At 63.2% G+C, this 19,178-nt stretch carries 18 protein-coding genes and 1 pseudogene; 2 read left to right on the plus strand and 17 right to left on the minus strand.

Translation table 11 applies throughout. The annotated features are described in order from the left end of the window. The first annotated feature begins 32 nt into the window (after positions 1 to 32). Complete coding sequence (pdeM, locus tag V3C85_RS13305) at positions 33 to 701, plus strand: ligase-associated DNA damage response endonuclease PdeM (protein ID WP_331795611.1); 669 nt, start codon at positions 33 to 35, stop codon at positions 699 to 701. A gap of 38 nt (positions 702 to 739) precedes the next feature. Here pdeM and V3C85_RS13310 read toward each other — a convergent pair. From V3C85_RS13310 to V3C85_RS13390, 17 genes and pseudogenes are all read right to left on the minus strand, one after another. Further along, a pseudogene (locus V3C85_RS13310) lies at positions 740 to 1,444 on the minus strand (hypothetical protein); the annotation flags it as partial. A gap of 113 nt (positions 1,445 to 1,557) precedes the next feature. Beyond that, a complete protein-coding gene (folD, locus tag V3C85_RS13315; protein ID WP_331795612.1) occupies positions 1,558 to 2,448 on the minus strand; it encodes a bifunctional methylenetetrahydrofolate dehydrogenase/methenyltetrahydrofolate cyclohydrolase FolD in 891 nt (296 codons plus the stop codon). 13 nt (positions 2,449 to 2,461) lie between these two features. Then, on the minus strand, positions 2,462 to 3,352 hold the full coding sequence (locus tag V3C85_RS13320) for a bifunctional 5,10-methylenetetrahydrofolate dehydrogenase/5,10-methenyltetrahydrofolate cyclohydrolase (protein ID WP_331795613.1): 891 nt from the start codon (positions 3,350 to 3,352) through the stop codon (positions 2,462 to 2,464). Beyond that, entirely contained in the window at positions 3,333 to 3,800 is a 468-nt protein-coding gene (locus tag V3C85_RS13325) for an OsmC family protein (protein WP_331795614.1), read from the minus strand. The genes V3C85_RS13320 and V3C85_RS13325 overlap by 20 nt, the downstream gene beginning before the upstream one ends. Before the next feature lie 3 nt (positions 3,801 to 3,803). Further along, positions 3,804 to 4,115, minus strand: a complete 312-nt coding sequence (locus tag V3C85_RS13330) for a chorismate mutase (RefSeq protein ID WP_331795615.1) — start codon at positions 4,113 to 4,115, stop codon at positions 3,804 to 3,806. A gap of 81 nt (positions 4,116 to 4,196) precedes the next feature. Continuing rightward, positions 4,197 to 5,873 carry a formate--tetrahydrofolate ligase gene (locus V3C85_RS13335; protein WP_331795616.1) on the minus strand — a complete coding sequence of 559 codons (1,677 nt, stop codon included), beginning with the start codon at positions 5,871 to 5,873 and terminating at the stop codon, positions 4,197 to 4,199. A gap of 180 nt (positions 5,874 to 6,053) precedes the next feature. Beyond that, complete coding sequence (locus tag V3C85_RS13340) at positions 6,054 to 6,653, minus strand: MOSC domain-containing protein (protein ID WP_331795617.1); 600 nt, start codon at positions 6,651 to 6,653, stop codon at positions 6,054 to 6,056. A gap of 93 nt (positions 6,654 to 6,746) precedes the next feature. Further along, on the minus strand, positions 6,747 to 8,654 hold the full coding sequence (gene ftsH / locus V3C85_RS13345) for an ATP-dependent zinc metalloprotease FtsH (RefSeq protein ID WP_331795618.1): 1,908 nt from the start codon (positions 8,652 to 8,654) through the stop codon (positions 6,747 to 6,749). 76 nt (positions 8,655 to 8,730) lie between these two features. Beyond that, positions 8,731 to 9,996 (minus strand): tRNA lysidine(34) synthetase TilS, encoded by a 1,266-nt coding sequence (gene tilS / locus V3C85_RS13350; protein WP_331795619.1) that lies wholly within the window; start codon positions 9,994 to 9,996, stop codon positions 8,731 to 8,733. Continuing rightward, positions 9,993 to 10,829 (minus strand): tol-pal system protein YbgF, encoded by an 837-nt coding sequence (gene ybgF, locus V3C85_RS13355; RefSeq protein ID WP_331795620.1) that lies wholly within the window; start codon positions 10,827 to 10,829, stop codon positions 9,993 to 9,995. Before ybgF ends, tilS begins: the two co-directional genes overlap by 4 nt. A 4-nt stretch (positions 10,830 to 10,833) precedes the next feature. Then, positions 10,834 to 11,367, minus strand: a complete 534-nt coding sequence (pal, locus tag V3C85_RS13360) for a peptidoglycan-associated lipoprotein Pal (protein ID WP_331795621.1) — start codon at positions 11,365 to 11,367, stop codon at positions 10,834 to 10,836. A 96-nt stretch (positions 11,368 to 11,463) separates the two neighbouring features. Continuing rightward, positions 11,464 to 12,783 carry a Tol-Pal system beta propeller repeat protein TolB gene (tolB, locus tag V3C85_RS13365; RefSeq protein ID WP_331796029.1) on the minus strand — a complete coding sequence of 440 codons (1,320 nt, stop codon included), beginning with the start codon at positions 12,781 to 12,783 and terminating at the stop codon, positions 11,464 to 11,466. A gap of 171 nt (positions 12,784 to 12,954) precedes the next feature. Continuing rightward, the gene (locus tag V3C85_RS13370) at positions 12,955 to 14,073 is read right to left on the minus strand and encodes a cell envelope biogenesis protein TolA (RefSeq protein WP_331795622.1); all 1,119 of its coding nucleotides are present in this window, start codon (positions 14,071 to 14,073) and stop codon (positions 12,955 to 12,957) included. A gap of 24 nt (positions 14,074 to 14,097) precedes the next feature. Further along, complete coding sequence (tolR, locus tag V3C85_RS13375; RefSeq protein WP_331795623.1) at positions 14,098 to 14,565, minus strand: protein TolR; 468 nt, start codon at positions 14,563 to 14,565, stop codon at positions 14,098 to 14,100. Between the two features lie 3 nt (positions 14,566 to 14,568). Beyond that, positions 14,569 to 15,264 (minus strand): protein TolQ, encoded by a 696-nt coding sequence (gene tolQ / locus V3C85_RS13380; RefSeq protein WP_331795624.1) that lies wholly within the window; start codon positions 15,262 to 15,264, stop codon positions 14,569 to 14,571. Between the two features lie 146 nt (positions 15,265 to 15,410). After that, a complete protein-coding gene (locus tag V3C85_RS13385; RefSeq protein ID WP_331795625.1) occupies positions 15,411 to 16,703 on the minus strand; it encodes a histidine kinase dimerization/phospho-acceptor domain-containing protein in 1,293 nt (430 codons plus the stop codon). After that, positions 16,700 to 17,353 (minus strand): response regulator, encoded by a 654-nt coding sequence (locus V3C85_RS13390; RefSeq protein WP_331795626.1) that lies wholly within the window; start codon positions 17,351 to 17,353, stop codon positions 16,700 to 16,702. The genes V3C85_RS13385 and V3C85_RS13390 overlap by 4 nt, the downstream gene beginning before the upstream one ends. A gap of 157 nt (positions 17,354 to 17,510) precedes the next feature. On the opposite strand from V3C85_RS13390, the gene V3C85_RS13395 reads away from it, so the two are divergent. Next, a complete protein-coding gene (locus tag V3C85_RS13395; protein ID WP_331795627.1) occupies positions 17,511 to 19,157 on the plus strand; it encodes a phosphoethanolamine transferase in 1,647 nt (548 codons plus the stop codon). Positions 19,158 to 19,178 lie beyond the last annotated feature (21 nt).

A 19,178-nucleotide genomic window follows, 5' to 3' on the forward strand; every position in this document is an offset into this window, starting at 1 on the left:
CCAAGGCCGCCTGTCCTTGGCAAGCCTCGCCCATGCATCACAGCCTGACCTTCCACACCGAAACCCTGCACTGCCTGCCCTCGGGCGCGCTGTTCTGGCCTGCGCAGGGGTTGCTTTGTGTGTCAGACCTGCACCTTGGCAAATCCGAACGGCTGGCCCGCCGGGGCGGCACCTTGCTGCCCCCCTATGAAACCCGCGCCACCCTGTCACGGCTTGAGGCCGATCTGACCGCAACAGACGCGACCACGATCATCTGCCTGGGCGACAGTTTCGACGATTCTGCCGCCCTTGATGGCCTTGACGAGACAGATCGCCTGTGGCTGATCCGCCTGATTGCCGGGCGCAACTGGGTTTGGGTGGCGGGCAATCATGATGCCGGGCCACTGAACATTGCAGGCACCCATCTGGCCCAGGTAAAACGCCCCCCCCTGACCTTTCGCCATATTGCAGAACCCAACGAAATGGCCGAGATTTCAGGCCATTATCACCCCAAGCTGCGATTGGCCGGGCAAGCGCACCGCTGCTTTCTGGTGGATGCCAAGCGGATGATCCTGCCCGCCTATGGCGCCTATACCGGCGGGCTGTGGTCGTTTGACCCGGCTTTGTCGGGGCTGATGGCCCCAGACTCTATCGCCTTGGCCTGCACCGCTGGCAGGGTGCTGGCCGTGCCGATGCCACGTTCCTCGACCAAGGCACGATAGGTCTTGCTGACGGGAATGGTGGTGCCATCCTGCAGGGTCAGCACCAGTTTGCCCCCCACTTTCGCCGCCGCAACAACCGCCGGCCAGGCCACCCAATGCGACCGATGCACCTGCGCCCCATCCAGCCCATCGGTTTCCGCAATCGCATCTGACAGCCGCAACAACAGGCTGGTGGTTCCAGCCGTGGTGCGCACATCGACATAGTGATCCCGCACCGAGATTGACAAAAGATCGCCACGCTGCGCATCGGGCAGGCGGTCAAAAAGGCGCGGGGCAAATGTGGCCGCCGCGTCGCTTGGCATGGGGCTCTCTGGCTCGGCAAAGGCCTCGCCCATTTGATCTGTCACGCCGCGAAAGGCCCCAACCGTCAGCGAACACAGGGCGGTAAAACTGGCGATCTCTAGCCAGCTGGGCAACGGCGCATCGGTTTGAAACGCCGGAACCAGCAGGATCAGATGCACAATCGGAGGAAAGATCAGCGCCAGAATCAGGGCAATGATCGGCGATCCGACGGTCAGGCTTTTGACGTTCCAGACCCCGAAGACCAGCGCCCGCAGCAGCATGCCCAGAACCACGCCCATGCCGACGATCATGGCCCAAAAGGCAAAGCGCAGCGGAAAATCCAAAACGCGGTAGGTATCAAACGGGCCAGCAAGGCTGCTGACCAGGGTCAACGTCAGCCAGATGACAAAGGGAAGGCCCGATTTCAAATCAGACCGCAGGGAAACCATAAACGCTTTCATGCACGTCCCGGCACGAATTACAAACTATGCATCTGACATAGATGGCCACCAAAAACTTCGCAAGAAGCCTTTGGTAGCAAATGCTTAGACTGTTGCCGCCGTGCCCGCAGGCGTCAGGCTGTCAGGCCTTTTGGTTCGGGCAGGGCATTGGCGCGACAGCAGGCGGTCAGCGTATTGGCCAAAAGACAGGCAATCGTCATCGGCCCAACCCCCCCCGGCACCGGGGTGATGGCACCGGCCACATCGGCAGCACTGGCATAGTGCACATCGCCCACCAGCTTTGCCTTGCCATCCCGCTCGATGCGGTTGATGCCCACGTCAATCACCGTGGCCCCGGGCTTGACCATATCGCCCGTGATCATCTCGGGCCGGCCAACTGCGGCCACCAGAATATCGGCGCGACGGCAGACCTCGGCCAGATCCTTGGTGCGGCTGTGCGCGATGGTCACGGTGCAGCTGTCGCCCAGCAAAAGCTGCGCCATCGGCTTGCCGACGATGTTCGACCGGCCCACCACAACCGCATTCAGCCCGGCAAGGCTGCCGTGATGGTCGCGCAGCATCATCAGGCACCCCAGCGGCGTGCAGGGCACCATCGACTTTTGCCCCGTGCCCAACAGGCCCACGTTCGAGATATGGAACCCGTCCACATCCTTGGCCGGGTCGATCGAGTTGATCACAAGATCGCTGTTCAGATGCCCCGGCAGGGGCAGTTGCACCAGAATGCCATGCACGGCCGGATCGGCGTTCAGCCGTGCAATCAACGCCAGCAGATCGGCCTCTGACGTGTCGGCGGGCAGCTTGTGTTCATAGCTGTTCATGCCCACTTCCACCGTCTGCGTGCCCTTGTTGCGCACATAGACCTGACTGGCCGGATCTTCCCCCACCAGCACCACAGCAAGGCCCGGCGTCAGCCCCTGCTCTTCGCGCAGGCGGGCCACATGGGCGGCCACTTGCGCCCGCACCTTGGCCGCGAATGCCTTGCCGTCAATCACCACTGCGGTCATGTTTACGTTCCTTTCAGCCAGCCGCCGCAAAAGCGGCGCGATAATGGTTCATTTGCATCCGTGTCGCCAGAACGGCATTCTTCATCAGGATGGCCACCGTCACCGGCCCCACACCGCCCGGCACGGGCGTGATCCAGCCCGCCGTGGCAGCACAGCTTTCAAAATCGGCATCCCCCACCGTGCGCGGGCCATTTGGCCCGTCAACCCGGTTGATCCCGATGTCAATCAGCGCGGCCCCCGGTTTCAGCATGTCACCCCGCACAAGGCCCGGCTTGCCAACCGCCACGAACACCGCATCGGCCGCACGCGAATGCACCGCAACCTGCCGGGTCATGTGATGGCACACCGTCACGGTGGCCCCCAACCCCATCATCAGAAAGGCAATCGGCTTGCCGACGATTTCAGAATGCCCGATCACGCAGACATCCAGGCCCTCAACCTTTAACGGCAGGGTTTTCAGAATTTCCACCGCAGCCACAGCGGTGCAGGGGCCAAGGGCAAGGTCGTTGTAAACGATATTGCCAATCGACGACGGATGCATCCCTTCCACATCTTTCAACGGATGCACGGCCTTTTGCAGCGCCTTGACCGGAATATGCGCGGGCAAGGGACGCTGGATGATGATGCCATTGACGCGCGGATCAGCGTTCAGGCCCGCCAGCACGCCGGTCAATTGCTCCAGGCTGATGTCGGTTGGGTAATTGCGCGCCTCAAAGGCCACGCCGGCCGCCTCGGCCTGACGCTGCTGGTTGCGCACATACAGCTCGGCTGCGGCCACATCGCCAACCGAGATCGAGACCAGACGCGGTGCCCAACCCTTGGTCGCCAGGGTTTCCGCCTCGGCCTTTGTCTCGGCCTGCATCCGCGCCGCGATGGCGCGCCCGTCAATCAGTGTTGCGGTCATGGTCGCCTTCCAAATCGATGACAATCTCGGCCCTGACCGACTGCGCGATAAAGCATTCGTCATGCGCGGCGTGGTGCAAGGCGGCCTCTTCTGCCGCAGATGGCGCGATGCGCCACTTTACCCGGGGCCGCAGGGTTACGCGGGTGATGCACAGCTTGCCTGCCACCCGCCCCATCTGGCCAAAGGCGTCATCTTCATAGCCATCAGCCACAAAACCGCCGCGGCGGGCCAGATCCAGAAACCACAGCATGTGGCAGGACGACAAGGACGCAACAAAAGCCTCTTCTGGGTCAACCCCTTCGGGATTTGAAAACGGCACAGGCACGATGGCAGGTGATGCCGAGGCCGCGACAACGGCGCCACCGTCGAATTGCCATTCATGGGCGCGCGAATACTGACCCTGGGCAAAGTCGCCCGTCGAGGTCCAGACCACCCGCGCCCCATGCATGCCTTAGCCCTTTCGCAACGTATCCGGCCCCAGCCGGTTTTCTTCACGGGCGATTGACCAGTCGATCAGACGCCGCCACAGTTTTTCCACCAGATCGGGCGGCAGGCCATAATGGCCCGCATGGCGGCGCACGTTTTGCACCACCTGCTCGACCCGGTCATCAATCCGCGCCGGCAGATCGACCTTGGCCTTAATCTCGGCCGCCCGGTCGATATAGCCCGCCCGTTCGGCCAACAGCCGGACCAGATCTTCGTCAAGACGGTCGATCTCGGCCCGGATATGCCCCATCGTTTCACATTCGGCTGGCTTGCGCATCGGTATCTCCTGCTGAACTGCCCCCCAGATAAGGGGGCAGCCGCCAAAGGGCAACGCGGGCTTTCGCCCCAGCCGCACCGCTTAGAACAGACCTTCGACAAAGCCCTGATCGTTCAGCCGGATCACCTCGGCTGAGGGCACTTTGGGCAGGCCCGGCATCGTCATGATCTCTCCGCAAATGGCCACGATGAACCCAGCCCCCGCCGACAGACGCACTTCGCGCACCGGCACCGAATGGCCCGTGGGCGCACCGCGCAGGTTGGGGTCGGTCGAGAAGGAATACTGGGTTTTCGCCATGCAGATGGGCAGATGGCCGTAACCGGCGGCTTCCCATGTTTTCAACTGGTCGCGGATCGACTTGTCGGCCAGCACTTCATCGGCGTGATAGATGCGCTTGGCGATGGTTTCGATCTTTTGGAACAACGGCATCTCATCGGGGTAAAGCGGGGCAAAGTGGCTGGCCCCGGATTCCGCCAGTTGCACCACCTTTTTCGCCAGATCCTCGATCCCTTCAGACCCCTTGGCCCAATGCTTGCACAAGATCGCCTCGGCACCCTGAGCCGCGACATAGGCCTTCACGGCCTCCACCTCGGCATCGGTGTCGCTGTAGAAATGGTTGATCGCCACAACGACCGGCACGCCAAAGGATTTCACATTCGCGATATGGCGGCCAAGGTTCGGGCAGCCCTTCTTGACCGCATCCACATTCTCGGCGCCCAGATCGGCCTTGGCCACACCGCCGTTCATCTTCATCGCGCGCACCGTGGCCACGATCACCGCCGCCGCAGGCTTCAGCCCCGCCTTGCGGCACTTGATGTCAAAGAACTTTTCGGCCCCCAGATCGGCCCCGAAACCAGCTTCGGTCACCACATATTCGCCCAGCTTCAGCGCGGTGGTGGTGGCAATCACCGAGTTGCAGCCATGGGCGATATTGGCAAAGGGCCCGCCATGCACAAAGGCCGGGTTGTTTTCCAACGTCTGCACAAGGTTGGGCTGCATCGCATCTTTCAGCAGCACGGTCATTGCCCCATCTGCCTTGATGTCGCGGCAATAGATCGGGGTCTTGTCGCGGGTATAGGCCACGACGATGTCGCCAAGGCGCTTTTGCAGATCGTCCAGATCCTTCGACAGGCACAAGATCGCCATCACTTCCGACGCAACCGTGATGTCAAAACCGGTCTGACGCGGGAACCCGTTTGATACGCCCCCCAGCGAGGTGACGATGTCACGCAGCGCGCGGTCGTTCATATCCATCACGCGGCGCCACACCACACGGCGCTCGTCAATGCCAAGGCCATTGCCCCAATAGATATGGTTGTCGATCATCGCCGACAGCAGGTTGTGGGCGCTGGTGATGGCGTGGAAATCGCCGGTGAAATGCAGGTTCATCTCTTCCATCGGCACGACTTGGGCCATGCCGCCGCCTGCGGCCCCGCCCTTCATGCCAAAGTTCGGGCCAAGGCTGGCTTCGCGGATGCAAATGACGGCTTTCTTGCCGATCCGGTTCAGACCATCGCCAAGCCCCACGGTGGTGGTGGTCTTGCCTTCGCCGGCCGGGGTCGGGTTGATCGCGGTGACAAGGATCAGCTTGCCATCGGGCTTGCCGTGAAGTGATTTGATGAACTCTTGCCCGACTTTGGCCTTGTCATGGCCATAGGGCAACAAATGCTCATGCGGGATTCCAAGCGCGGCCCCAATCTCCATGATCGGCTTTTTTTTCGCTTCGCGTGCAATCTCGATATCGGTCTTGAAGGCCATGTCCGTCTCCCTCGGGCGTGTTCCTGCCGGGCATCCTCCCCCGGTTGCCCCCGTGATAGCGGCAGTGCCTGCGTCGTAAAGGCGCATTTCCGACCTGAAACATTCGTTTTTCGCCCAAGCACGTTTCCGATCGGAACCGCCCGAGACATCCCGAGGCGCGCAGTGCGAAAGCCGGCCCCGCTATCCGTTGCGCGCCGTATCAAGATGTGCCCAGACCGGCTGATCGGGAATGTGCAAGGTCACGGCCTGCCCCACCTGCAACAGACCCTCGGCTTCGACCCAGGCCGTCACACCCCGCCGCCCCTTGGCTGCGGCCTTGAACTTCGCACCAAAGCCGGGATGCGCCGTTTCAATTGGGCGGGCAGGCAATGTGCAGGGGCGGTTTTCCATATCGACCACCAGTGTCGCTCCGCCCTGTGCCTGCAACCGGCTGGACGGCGGCAGATGCGTCAGATCAGGGATACCCTCGATCACCATCGTGGCCCCCACCAAGGCAGGGTCCAGGGCGGAAATGCCCATTTTCGCCGCGATAAGGGCCAGGTCTTCGGCCGACAGCACCGAAAACTGCCGCGTGTTGCGAATGATCGTCCCGCGCTTGTATTGGCCTGTCACGCGGCTGCAGGATGGCCGGGTCAGTCCGCCATGCGCCTCGCCCTCGGGGCCTGCAAAGGTGGCGCGCAGGCTGTCCAGCGGCTCGGCCTCTAGCCGCGCCTCGCGGTCGCGCACAAGGCCCAGCCAGACGATCTTGCCAGTAAAGGCGGTGGGTTTCAGGGCTGGCATTGCATCACACCTCTTGCCGAAAATCGGATCTCTCAAATGCAAACCCCGAAACCTTGGCAGGTTTCGGGGTCAGGTCTTGCCGTGGGGACGAGATCAGGCCGTCGGCTCAGGCTCCATCCCGCCTTTCGGCGCTTTGGGTTTGGTCTTGGGAATGGATGCAATCGCACTCAGCCCCGAGCTTTCGTTGCCATCGTCATCATCAGGGCCTCCCAAGGGTTCGCCTGCGATGATCTTTTTCAACTCATCCCCGGTCAGGGTTTCATATTCCAGCAGACCCTGGGCAATGTTTTCAAACTGTTGCGCATTGTCAGAGATGGTCTTGAACGCCAGATTGTAGCCTTCGTCGATGATCCGCTTCACTTCCAGTTCGATGGTTTCCTTGGTCTTGGCCGAAACCGAGAAGCCACCGGTGTTGCCCTGATAGCCTTCGGCAGCCTCGCGGTAATCGACATTGCCCACCTTGTCAGACATCCCCAGCCGCATGACCATCATCCGGGCCATTTGCGACGCCTGCATGATGTCATTGGCCGCACCGCCCGAAACGCTTTCCGGCCCGAACTTATAGATTTCTGCGGCCTTGCCGGCCATGGCCATGGCAATGCGCTGCTCCATCTCATCCTTGTGCCAGCTCAGCCGGTCGCTTTCCGGCAGCGGCTGCACCATGCCAAGGGCCTGACCGCGCGGGATGATCGTTGCCTTGTGAATCGGGTCGTGCTTGGGCAGCAGCATGCCCAACAGGGCGTGACCGGCTTCGTGATAGGCCGTCATCGACTTTTCTTCTTCCGACATGACCATCGAACGCCGCTCGGGGCCCATCAGCACCTTGTCGCGCGCCTTGTCGAAATCTTCGGCCGTCACGAACCGGCGGCCAATGCGGGCGGCCATCAGGGCCGCTTCGTTGACAAGGTTCATCAGATCCGCACCCGAAAAGCCCGGTGTGCCGCGTGCAACGGTGCGCAGATCGACATCCGGCCCCAAGGGCACCTTGCGGGCATGAACGCCCAAAATCTTTTCGCGGCCCTTGATATCGGGGTTCGACACCGTGACCTGACGGTCAAAACGACCGGGGCGCAACAGCGCAGGGTCCAGCACGTCTTTGCGGTTGGTGGCGGCGATGATGATCACGCCTTCATTCGCCTCAAACCCGTCCATTTCAACCAGCAACTGGTTCAACGTCTGCTCGCGTTCGTCATTGCCGCCGCCCATGCCAACACCACGGGCACGACCCACGGCGTCAATTTCGTCGATGAAGACGATGCACGGTGCATTCTTCTTGGCCTGTTCGAACATGTCGCGCACGCGGCTTGCGCCAACGCCGACGAACATTTCCACAAAGTCAGACCCCGAAATGGTAAAGAAAGGCACGCCCGCCTCGCCCGCAATGGCGCGGGCCAACAGCGTTTTACCCGTGCCGGGCGGGCCAACCAGCAAGGCGCCCTTGGGGATCTTGCCCCCCAAACGGCTGAACTTCTGCGGGTTGCGCAGGAATTCAACGATCTCTTCCAGCTCTTCCTTGGCTTCGTCGATACCGGCCACATCGTCAAAGGTGACGCGGCCCTGCTTTTCGGTCAGCAGCTTGGCCCGGCTTTTGCCAAAGCCCATGGCACCGCCACGGCCCCCGCCCTGCATCCGGTTCATGAAGAAAATCCAGATGCCAATCAGCACGATAAACGGCAGCCACAGCGAAATCAGCGACAAGAAGCCCGATTGCTCTTGCGCCACAGCGCGCACTTCAACGCCCTTTTCGATCAGCTGGGCGGTGATGTCGGTGCCCTGTGGAATGACGGCGGTGTATTGATTGCCATCGGTCGAGCGCACCAGAACCCGTTCGCCATCAATCTCGGCGCTGGATACCTGCCCGGCATCAACCCGCGACACAAAATCCGAATAGGAAATCGTGCGCGACGCGGTCGTGGTTCCGTTGGTGTTGAACAGGTTGAACAGCGCCAGAATCAACAGAAACAGAACGACCCAAAATGCTATATTTCGTGCGTTACCCACGAAGTGTCTCCTCACATGCGCGCGGTCCGCGACCGCCTGCGTTCTTGGCCCTAAGATAGACAGTTCAGGCCCGGGTTCAATGCGATAACAGGAATCTCTGGAAAGAGGGCGTGATTGTCGCACAAGCAGCCGCCCCGAAACCCAGAATCGGGGCAGAAACCAGCCGATCCTCTTGCCAGATGGCAGGCGAGACCAGCGCCGCTGCCCGTGCCACACCCGTCGCGCGCCAATCCGGCACCTGGCGCAGGCCCTGGGCCCCAAGCGCGCAGACCTGCCCCGCAGCGGCCGAGGTGACCCGCCAGCGATGGTCCCACAGCGCACCAACAGGCACTGGCCCCATCACGGCGCGGGGCTCTCGGGTCAGGGTGATCTGATCGGGGCCGTGGCGAAATTGCACCCCGGCCAAGGTGACGGCCCGGCCTTGGGCCAAAGCCGTCTCAAGCCGCGCCAGTTGGTCGGCGCGGGGGGGATAGCTGGCCCCATTCATCCAACGCAGCGCCCCGTTCAGCAGGCGGCGGCGCAACTCGGGCGGCAGGGCCCACAGGGATGGCCCCGGCAACCACAGGCTGCCCGCCCGCTCCTCGGCCTCGGCCGCGGCGGCGGCTGTGGCCTGCACCAGGGCACTGTCGGCCATGGCCAGATTGGCCATGCTACGGGTGACGGCCTGAACCGTAATGCCAAGCGGGCGCAGGGCGGCCAGGGCCTGCCGGGCCCGCACCCGTGCATAGCTGGGGTCGTCATTGGTGGGGTCGTCGATCCAGCGCAGGTTGTGGCGGCGCAAATAATCGCGCAAGACCTGCCGCCCGTGACCGCACAGGGGCCGCGCCCAGTGAACGCCCTGTTCCTGCCACGCAAGACGCATGCCCGACAGCCCCTCCAGCCCCGCAGATCGGGACAGGTTCATCAAAAAGCTTTCGGCCTGATCATCGGCGGTGTGGCCCAGAACCACATGGCTGATGCCCCGCGCCCGCGCCCAATCCGCGATCAGCGACAGACGGGCGCGACGGGCCTGATCCATCAGATTGCCCGTCTGTGCCGGCCCGGCCCACAGCAAAGTGTCATGCGAAATGCCCAAACCGGCGCAGATCCGGCCCACCGTCGCGGCTTCGGTGGCCGAAGCCGGGCGCAGGCCATGATCCACCGTAGCGGCCTGCAATCGCAGGCCCGACAGCGGTGCAACGCGGTGCATCAGATGCAGCAGGGCAAGGGAATCCCCGCCCCCCGACACGGCCACGCCCACCGGCAACGGGCCGGGGTGTTCGGGTGCAAAGGCCGCACAAGCGGCGGCCACATCGCGCAAAAGATCATTGTCTTCTGGCGCGGTCGTGGCCGCGTCACTCACTGACAGGCAAGCCCTGTCATCGCCACACTTGCCTGCGTGGCGGCCATGCTGCCCGGAAACCGCACCCCCACTTCGCCCAGGGTGACGCAGGCTTCGGGCGTCTGGCCCAAGGCACCCAGCGATTCGCCCAGTTTCAGCAAACTGTCGGCGGCAAAATTGCCATCCGGCTGGCCCGAGAAGGCCTCGAGATAGGCGCGCGCGGCATTCGCCGTGTCGCCCGCCTGAGACAGCGCCTCACCGCGCAGGTAATGCGCCTCTTGGGTCAGCGGCGAGCCAGGATAGGATTGGGTAAAGGCCGCAAAGAGGTCTGCGGCGGTGCGAAAGTCACCCTGACCGAGCACCCCCTTGGCCCGGTCAAAATCCGTCTGTTCGCCGATAGCAAGCTCGGCCCCCGCAGGCGGTGGGGTGGTTTCACCAATCACGACAGGCGGGGCGGCATTGGGGTCGGTTGATCCCGTCCCAGTATCGCCCCCCAAGAGCGGCGTGGTGCCAATGGCGCCGATGTCACAACCGGGGGTCACCTCGCACAGCCGAAACTCAAGATCGCCCAGCCGGTTGGTGCCATCGCTGACCACCCGGTTCAGGCGCAACTCGATCTGTTCGGCCTTGGCCGTCAACCGCGACAGTTCCGCCTCCAGCGTATCCATCCGCTCCAAAGCCGAGGCCCCGGCAACACCCGTGCCGGCAGCCCCTGTTTGCACCAGCTCTGCTTTCAGCGCGTTGAATTCACCCGCCAGCGACACCAGTTCGGCACGAATATCGGCCAAGGTCTGGTCCTGCGCCATGGCAGGACCAGCCAGGCCAAGGCACAGGCTCAGCACCAAAGCCCGCATCACGTTACACCCCGCCGCCGATGGACAGAACGGTCACGGCGCGGCGGTTCTTGGCATAGCACGCCTCATCCGAGCAAACCTCGATCGGGCGTTCCTTGCCATAAGACACCGTGCGCATCCGCCCGGCCGAAACCCCTTGCGAGATCAGGAAGTTCTGCACCGCCGCGGCACGACGGGCCCCCAGCGACAAGTTGTATTCGCGCGTGCCCTGTTCGTCGGCATGGCCTTCGATGATGACAGCATAAGACGGGTTGGTGTTCAGCCACTGGGCCTGACCGGCCAGCACCTGCCGCGCCTCGGGCGACAGCGTGTGCTGATCCACCGCAAAAAGAACGCGATCACCGACGCGCTGATTGAAATAGGCGATCGACGCCGGATCATTGGGATCGCCAAGGCCGGTGGTATCGACAAAACCGCCGCCCGCACCCGCGCCAGCACCACCGGCACCTGCGCCGCCAGCACCGAACCGGTCGGGATTGTTACAGGCGGCAAGGCCAAGGGCCGCCACCAAAAGCATTGCCTTGGGAAGGAAGGGCATCTGAAGTTTCCTTTTCATTCTTGGCTCGATCTGGCCACGATTCTAACAGGTTTGCCGGCCCCTGTTAACGGGTCCGGCGCGCATTTTGGTGTGAACTCAGGGCAGCAGGGGCGACCATGCCGGGTCTGACGCCGCGCCTTGGGTGGAAACCTGTTTCAGGTTCCGCCCGGTAATGTCCACCGAATACAGCCGCGCCTCACCCCCGGCCCCGGCGGTTTCGCGGGTGAACATGATCACGCGGCCATTCGGGCTCCAGGTCGGGCCTTCATCCAGAAAGCTGGCGGTCAGCAGACGCTCTTCGCTGCCATCGGTGCGCATCACGCCGATATGAAAACGGCCCGCGTTCTGCTTGGTAAAGGCGATCAGATCACCGCGCGGCGACCAGACCGGGGTGCCATAGCGCCCCTGCCCGCCCGAGATGCGCCGCGCTTCACCGCCCGATGCACTCATGATATAAAGCTGCTGGTTGCCCGAACGGTCGGATTCAAACACGATCTGGCTGCCATCGGGGCTAAAGCTGGGCGCGGTTTCGATCGAGGGGGCATTGGTCAGTTGCGTCAGACCACCCGACCCGATGTCCAGCATGTAAAGATCAGAGTTGCCGCCGCGTTCCAGACTGAACACCACCCGGCTGCCGTCGGGCGAAAAGCGCGGGGCAAAGGTCATGGTGCCCGGCTGCTCGGCCAGACTGCGGGTCGCCAGTGAACCGACATCCATCAGGGTGATCCGCGGGAAACCGCTGGCATAGCTGGTGTAAAGGATCCGATCCCCCGTGGGCGAAAAGCGCGGCGCCAGCACGATTGAAGATGAATCCGTCAGATATTGCACATTGGCGCCATCGTAATCCATCACCGCCAGACGCTTGGCGCGGGCATTTTTCGGCCCGCTTTCGCTGACAAACACCACCCGGCTGTCGAAATACCCGCCTTCGCCGGTGATCCGGCTATAGGCGGCATCGGCCACTTTATGCGCCATCCGCCGCCAGCTTTGCGGCGTGCCCGCAAATTGCAGACCCTCGCCCAGTTGCTGGCCGCTGTAGACGTCGAACAGGCGAAACTTCACGACAATCCGCCCGCCACTGGCGCTGACCGCCCCGGTGATCAGGGCTTGGGCATTGATGGCCTTCCAATCCTCATAGGCGACGGGCGCGTCAAAGCTGGACACGCGGCTGATATGGGCCTGCGGCGGAATTTCGCGAAACAGGCCGGTGCCCGACAGATCGCTGGCGATCACACGGGCGATGTTGGCGGCATATTCGGCGGCCTCGCCGTTTTCGGCCACGAAATCGGGCACGGCAAACGGCAGGGGTTCGATCACGCCTTCGGTGATTTCAATGCGCAACGGGCCATTCTGGGCGAGGGCCGGCTGCGGCAGGGCGATTGCCCCCAACAGGGCCAGCGCGCAGGCAGGGACCATGGCGGAACGAAGGATATGGGAAAAGCTCATCATCGCCTCAATTTGTCTGCGTTTCAGGGCAGCAAAGCGCATTCGCGCCAGATTTTGGCCAGCATAGCGCAATCACGCTGGCAAGCAGGGGGAAAGAGCCGCGAAATGGCCCCTTTTCGGCAAATCTTTGCGCAAATCGCCTCATCTCAGTCGCATTCCATCGGGGTTGAACACCAATTCCATTTCACGCCATTGGTCGTATTTGTCGGCAGGCAGGGGGAAACCGCGCGCGCCACACCGAATAACCGCCCGCCGCGCCGCTTCATAGGCCTGACGCGCGGCAGCTTCGGACCCGCCGCTGTAATCCACCATCTTGATCGAGGCCGCATCCGGCACACCGTTTTGCGACACCGCGACGAAAACCACCACAGTTACCCGCAAGGCTTCGGACGACAGCGAGCCGACGTTCCAGCATTGCTGCACCGCCACCCGCAACGCATCGCGTTCGCCGCTGGTCATCGGCGGGCCAACCGGGGCGTTGGTGGCGGCGGGCGTGTCCGTCGTCGCCTCGGCCAAGGCCCCCGCGATGGCATCAGCCACGGCATCTGTCGCAGGCTCGGCGGTTTGCACAGGTTCGGCCGTCTCTTGCACCGGGGCATCGCGCCGCGCGGGCTTGCCCCTTGGGCGCGGGCTGGTGGGCGGGGCGCCGCTGGCGTCAACCTGCTCGTCGCGGTTTGCCTCGGTTTCCAGCACGGTGCCGGCCTCTTCCTGTGCCGCTTCGGGGCGCTCTTCCTCTTGCACCACGGGGTCGGGCACCGGGTCGGGCGTCACGGCCTCTTGCGGGGCTTCGGCCACCTCGGCTTGCGGCTCGGGCGCGTCAACGGGCACTGGGGCCACGCGTGGCGCGGGCTTGGGGCGCGGGCTGCTGGTGGGGGGCAAGGGCACTTCGGGCACGAAGTCAGGATTGACTGGCAAAAGCTCGGCATCGGCCACGCCATTGTTTTCGGGCAAAGGCTCGGGCACCGGCTCGGGCTCGGGGGCCGGTTCGGGCACCACCGGCTCGGGCGGCACGATCACTTCGGCCGGGGCGGGCGGCTCGGGCGCGGGCTGTGGCTCGGCCGCCGGTTCCGGGGCGGGCGCAGGCTCGGGCGTCGAAGGCACTGCCGCCGCCATTGCGTCAAACTCGGCTGCTGAAATCAGCGACACCTCTGCAACCTGCACCGGCGGGGCATCGCGCGACGTAAACAGCCAATCCCCCAGGATCGCCCAGAGGATCAGCGCCACATGTCCTGCGCCCGAAATAATGGTGCCCGTTTGCATGCGCGCAAGCATTGGCGTCTCGGATCAGTTGCCGTTCATCGACGGGCCATCGACATCGGTCACCAGACCAATCTCGTTGAACCCGCCGGCATTCAAGGCCCCCATGACTTGCGCCACGCGCTCATAGGGAATGGCGCCATCGGCCCGCAGAAACACCTTGCGCGTCGTGCGTTCGGCGGCGATGGCCGTCAGTCTGGTGATCAGTTCCGCCTGCGCGGTTTCGGTGTTCATGATCAGCGTCCGGCCATCGGCGGTCAGCGTCACGGTCAGCGGTTCTTCCTGTTCCGTGGGCAGCGCACTGGCTGCGGTCTTTGGCAACTCGACCGGAACCCCCACCGTCAGCAGGGGCGCCGCCACCATGAAGATGATCAACAGCACCAGCATGACATCGACAAAAGGCGTGACGTTGATTTCCGACATCGCCGCCGCATTGCCACCGCGTCTGCGCCGCCGTGACCCACCGCCCGAAGATTTGATGACCCCTGCCCCCATGGCTCAGGCGTCCAACTGGCGCGACAAGATCGTGGCGAATTCGTCGGCAAAGCTCTCGTAATTGCCAAGGATCCGCTCACTATCGGCGTTCAGCTTGTTATAGAACACCACCGCCGGAATAGCCGCAACAAGGCCGATCCCGGTGGCCAGCAGCGCCTCGGCGATGCCGGGGGCCACGACGGCAAGGTTGGTATTCTGGCTGATGGCGATCTGTTCAAACGCGTGCTTGATCCCCCAGACCGTGCCGAACAGCCCGATAAAGGGGGCCGTGGCCCCGGTGGTGGCCAGGAACGACAGCCCCGTGGTCAGCCGCTCTGATTCGCGGGCAATCGCCACGTTCATCGCCCGATCAATCCGGGCCTGAGCGCCCGCGATCAGCGCCCCATCCTGCCGATGGCTGCGCCGCCATTCCAGCATCCCGGCCGAAAACACCTTTTCACTGGCGCCTTCGGGCTGCGGGCCGATCTTTTCAAACAACTCATCCAGCGGCTCGCCCGACCAAAAGGCACGGTCAAAAATCTCGGCCTCACGCTTGGCCGCGCGATACTGGATGAACTTCTGGATGATGATCGACCATGACCAGAACGACATGCCCATCAGCAAAATCATGACGACCTTAACGGTCAGTGTCGCGCGCGCGAAAAGGGCCAGCATGGAGAAATCAATCTCCTGCGCCATCGCAAGGGTTTCCGTTTCCATAACGCCTGCTCTTGTTGTGGGGCGATTGTTCGCCTCCTGTTATCAATGATTCTATCTGGAAATAAGGGCAATTGCCAACACATCTGCGTGGCGTGGCGACAGTCTGCTGAAACATTTCGGGCAACGGGGCCGGAAATGCCCAAACATCAACCCGTTGCCCCGCCCCCCGATGCCGTCTTGCGCGCCAAAAGTGGCATAAAATCCACTTCCACCCGCGCCCGCCGCCCGCCGTCACCTGCCACCATCTCTTTTCGCAGCCCCGCCCCGATGGCCTGCGACACCGCCGCCATGATGGCCAGGCCCAAGCCCGCCCCGGTGGATCCCACGCCACTGGCAAAGCGCGCTTCTTGAAAGGCCGCCCCCGGCGCGACGGGGTTTTCCACCACCACCTTGCCCTCGGGCCACACCGAAACCCGCACCAACCCGGTGCTGTTTTCACAGGCATTGTCGATGATGTTGCGCAACAGGATCGCAAGGGCATCGGGATCAACAGGCAGGTCCAACGTCTCTTGATCATGATCGTCGATCACCAGCCGTGCGGCTTGGGCCGCGGGCATCTCGTCGCGGATCAGCCGCAGAATCCGCAGCAGATCAGACGGCCCCTTCCCCAGCACCCCGCCTGCCTCGCTGCGGGCCAGTTGCAACAACCGCTCGATCCGGCGGGCCAGACGGTCCAGCACGGGCTGCACGGCAGCGGCAGTCTTGGGGTCTTCCACCTCTAGCCGCGCCCGCAGCGCCGCAATCGGGGTGCGCAACTCATGCGCCGCATTCGCCACAAAGGCACGCTCGGCCTCGCGCAGATGCGACACGCGGTCGGTATAGGCATTCAGGCTGGTCACCAGGGGCAGCAATTCCGCAGGCAGGCCCTTGGCACTGACGGGGGTGAAATCCTCGGGGCCCCTTTCAGCGACCCGCTTGGCAAGATCGCGCGCCGGGGCCAGCGACAGACCCACCGTGCGCCGCACCGCCAACAAGATCACCGCCACCAGGGGCAGCACCAGCACCAGCAGCCCCAGCGACGCCTCGACCACTTCCTCGCGTCGCCAAGCCTTGTTGTGGCCAATCTCGATCGTGGCATTTTCGGCCGTCATCCGCAGCACACGCCAGCCGCTGCTGTCGGCATAGCCATCCGCCCCAACCACCCCCCACGGGGCAGGCGGGGGCGCAAAGCCCAGCGGTGTGATCCGCAACACCCGTTCATCGCCATCGCCAGACACGCTGATCGACCGGGCCAGCCGCGCCCCTTCGGAACTGTCCAGCAGCAGCGCCGTCTCATCGCCAAGGGCGCGCAATTCCTCGTCCAACATCTCGTTGAACTCGTGATTGATCAGCAGGGCCGTCACCAAAATCGTGACAAACCAACCCAGACTGACCACAAGCACCATGTTGCGCGACAGGCGCCCGCGCAATGACCACGCCTTGGCCCCGGCCACCGTCATGGCACCAGATACCCCATACCCCGGCGCGTCTCTACCGCCCCCGCCCCCAGCTTTTGCCGCAGGCGCGAGACATAGACCTCAACCGCATTGCCCTCGACCGCATCATCAAAGGCATAAAGCGCCTCCTCCAGCGCAGCCTTGCTCAGCACGCGACCACGGGCCGCCAACAGCGCATCAAACAGTGCCCATTCGCGCGACGTCAGGCGTTGTTCGTGACCGTCGCGCCAGATCTTGGCCGCCGCCCGATCAACCACCAGATCGCCCAAGGCGATGCGGCTGTCGGGCTGGCCCTGCGCACGCCGGGCATTGGCGCGGATGCGCGCCGACAATTCCCCCAGATCGAAAGGCTTGACGATGTAATCATCGGCCCCCGCATCCAGCCCGGCAATCCGGTCGGAAATCTGGTCGCGCGCCGTGGCCACAATCACCGGCGTGCGGTCGCCCGCCCTGCGGCAGCGGCGCAACAGATCCAGCCCCGATCCATCCGGCAGGCCCAGATCCAGCACCACGCAAGCATAGCTGGCCACATCCATCGCCGCCTCGGCACTGGCCAGATCAGGCGCATGATCCACGGCATGCCCTTCACCGCGCAAAAAGCGCAGCACCGACTCGGCCAGATCAGCCGTATCTTCGACAAGCAGCAATCTCATGCCGCCAGAATAACGGGCCAGCCCCGCCGCTGCGAGTGGAAAAGAATGCGCTTTATCGCCAAGGCTGTAAGCCAAGCGCAAGGTTGCGGGCGCATTGGGGGCGAAACGTGGCCCGCCCCGGCGGGGCCACAGACCCGTGACCTGATGGACCAACCCTATGACCAATACCCCCAAAACCCGCCTTGCAGGCTTTGTGCGCCCCCGCATGACGCATCTGACGCTGAACCTGATCGGTGCCACCTATATCCTGGCGGTGCTGAATTCCGGCTTCTGGCAGCGCATGTCCGAACTTTTCGGCCAACACCCCGTCAGCTTTGCGGCCTTTGCCGTGGCAGGTTGGGCGCTTACCCTTTTGCTGGTCGAGCTGTTGGGCCCCGGCGCGCTGCAAAAGCCGGTTTTGGCAACGCTGATCCTGATCGCCGCGGCGGCCAATTACTATGAGCGCGCCTTTGGCGTACTGATCGACCGCGAGATGGTTCGCAACGTGCTGGAAACCACGGTGACCGAGTCAAAGCACCTGATGACCTTTCAGATGGTCTGGCAGATCACGCTGTTGGGCGTTCTGCCCGCCGCACTGGTCTTTGTGCCCGTCATCCGCCGCCGCAAGCCCCTGCACCAGATCTGGCGTTGGCCGGTTGGCATTGCCGCCAGCTTTGCCCTGCTGGTCGGCGCGTTGCTGGTTGATTACAAATCCTTTTCTGCGGCCCTGCGCGAACGCCACGATCTGATGGGCGCCTATCAACCCGGTGCCACCATCAATGCCGTGCGCCGCTTTGCCTCTGACCAGTGGACAACGGCCGAGCCGGTGGCAGCCCCCTATGGCACCGACGCCACCCCCGGCCCGTTGCTAGCGGCGGCGACCAAGCCGGTTTTGCTGGTCTATTTCGTGGGTGAAACCGCACGGGCGCAGAACTTTGGCCTGAACGGCTATGCCCGCGACACCACCCCCCAGCTGCGCAAACGCAATGTCATCAACTTTTCGGATGTCAGCTCTTGCGGCACCTCGACCGCCGTTTCCGTGCCGTGCATGTTCTCGCATCACGGGATGGATGACTACTCCCGCAACGCCTTCCTCAGTTCGGAAAACCTGCTCGACATCCTGAACCGCGCCGGATTTGACGTGCAGTGGTTCGACAACAACACCGGCGACCAAAAGGTGGCCAAACGCCTTGGCTTTACCACGATCACCGCCTCGATCGCGCCCGAGGCCTGCATCGACGAATGCACGGATGAGGCGTTCTTGCCCATCATCCAGAAAACCGCCGAGACGATGACGCAAAACACCGTGCTGGTGCTGCACATGATCGGCAGCCACGGCCCGGCCTATTACCTGCGCTATTCCAAAGACCGCGCGCTGTTCCAGCCCGAATGCACAACCACGCAATTCGCCAATTGCGCCCCCGAAGACATCGTCAACGCCTATGACAACTCGATTGTCGAAACCGATCATGTTCTGGCGCAAACCATCGACCTTTTGGCCGCGTCTGACCGCATTCTGCCAGCGATGGTCTATGTGTCAGACCATGGCGAGTCCTTGGGGGAAAACGGCCTGTATCTGCATGCCGCACCTATGTTCATGGCCCCGGCCGAGCAGCGCAAGGTGCCCATGGTCATGTGGATGGACAGCGACTTTACCACCGCGATGCAGGTGAACACGGCTTGCTTGTCGGAAAATGCCACTCAGCCGATCAGCCATGACAATCTGTTTCACAGCGTCTTGGGCCTGCTGAACGTCAGCACAACGGTGCGCGATGCAGCGCTTGATCTGACGGCCCCGTGCAAATTGAACATCGCCAGCAACTGACGCCACGCTGCGGGCGGTTCC

The organism is Pseudotabrizicola sp. L79 (assembly GCF_036553525.1).
GTDB lineage: Bacteria > Pseudomonadota > Alphaproteobacteria > Rhodobacterales > Rhodobacteraceae > Pseudotabrizicola.

Excerpts from the sequence above, each read along its gene's own strand:
- V3C85_RS13330 (WP_331795615.1), bottom strand. The coding sequence starts at position 4,115 with ATGCGCAAGCCAGCCGAATGTGAAACGATGGGGCATATCCGGGCCGAG.
- tolR (WP_331795623.1), bottom strand. The coding sequence starts at position 14,565 with ATGGGGGCAGGGGTCATCAAATCTTCGGGCGGTGGGTCACGGCGGCGC.
- folD (WP_331795612.1), bottom strand. The coding sequence starts at position 2,448 with ATGACCGCAGTGGTGATTGACGGCAAGGCATTCGCGGCCAAGGTGCGG.
- V3C85_RS13395 (WP_331795627.1), top strand. The coding sequence starts at position 17,511 with ATGACCAATACCCCCAAAACCCGCCTTGCAGGCTTTGTGCGCCCCCGC.
- tolB (WP_331796029.1), bottom strand. The coding sequence starts at position 12,783 with ATGGTCCCTGCCTGCGCGCTGGCCCTGTTGGGGGCAATCGCCCTGCCG.
- ybgF (WP_331795620.1), bottom strand. The coding sequence starts at position 10,829 with ATGCGGGCTTTGGTGCTGAGCCTGTGCCTTGGCCTGGCTGGTCCTGCC.
- V3C85_RS13340 (WP_331795617.1), bottom strand. The coding sequence starts at position 6,653 with ATGCCAGCCCTGAAACCCACCGCCTTTACTGGCAAGATCGTCTGGCTG.
- V3C85_RS13385 (WP_331795625.1), bottom strand. The coding sequence starts at position 16,703 with ATGACGGTGGCCGGGGCCAAGGCGTGGTCATTGCGCGGGCGCCTGTCG.
- V3C85_RS13390 (WP_331795626.1), bottom strand. The coding sequence starts at position 17,353 with ATGAGATTGCTGCTTGTCGAAGATACGGCTGATCTGGCCGAGTCGGTG.
- pdeM (WP_331795611.1), top strand. The coding sequence starts at position 33 with ATGCATCACAGCCTGACCTTCCACACCGAAACCCTGCACTGCCTGCCC.
- V3C85_RS13335 (WP_331795616.1), bottom strand. The coding sequence starts at position 5,873 with ATGGCCTTCAAGACCGATATCGAGATTGCACGCGAAGCGAAAAAAAAG.
- V3C85_RS13325 (WP_331795614.1), bottom strand. The coding sequence starts at position 3,800 with ATGCATGGGGCGCGGGTGGTCTGGACCTCGACGGGCGACTTTGCCCAG.
- V3C85_RS13320 (WP_331795613.1), bottom strand. The coding sequence starts at position 3,352 with ATGACCGCAACACTGATTGACGGGCGCGCCATCGCGGCGCGGATGCAG.
- V3C85_RS13370 (WP_331795622.1), bottom strand. The coding sequence starts at position 14,073 with ATGCAAACGGGCACCATTATTTCGGGCGCAGGACATGTGGCGCTGATC.
- tolQ (WP_331795624.1), bottom strand. The coding sequence starts at position 15,264 with ATGGAAACGGAAACCCTTGCGATGGCGCAGGAGATTGATTTCTCCATG.
- pal (WP_331795621.1), bottom strand. The coding sequence starts at position 11,367 with ATGCCCTTCCTTCCCAAGGCAATGCTTTTGGTGGCGGCCCTTGGCCTT.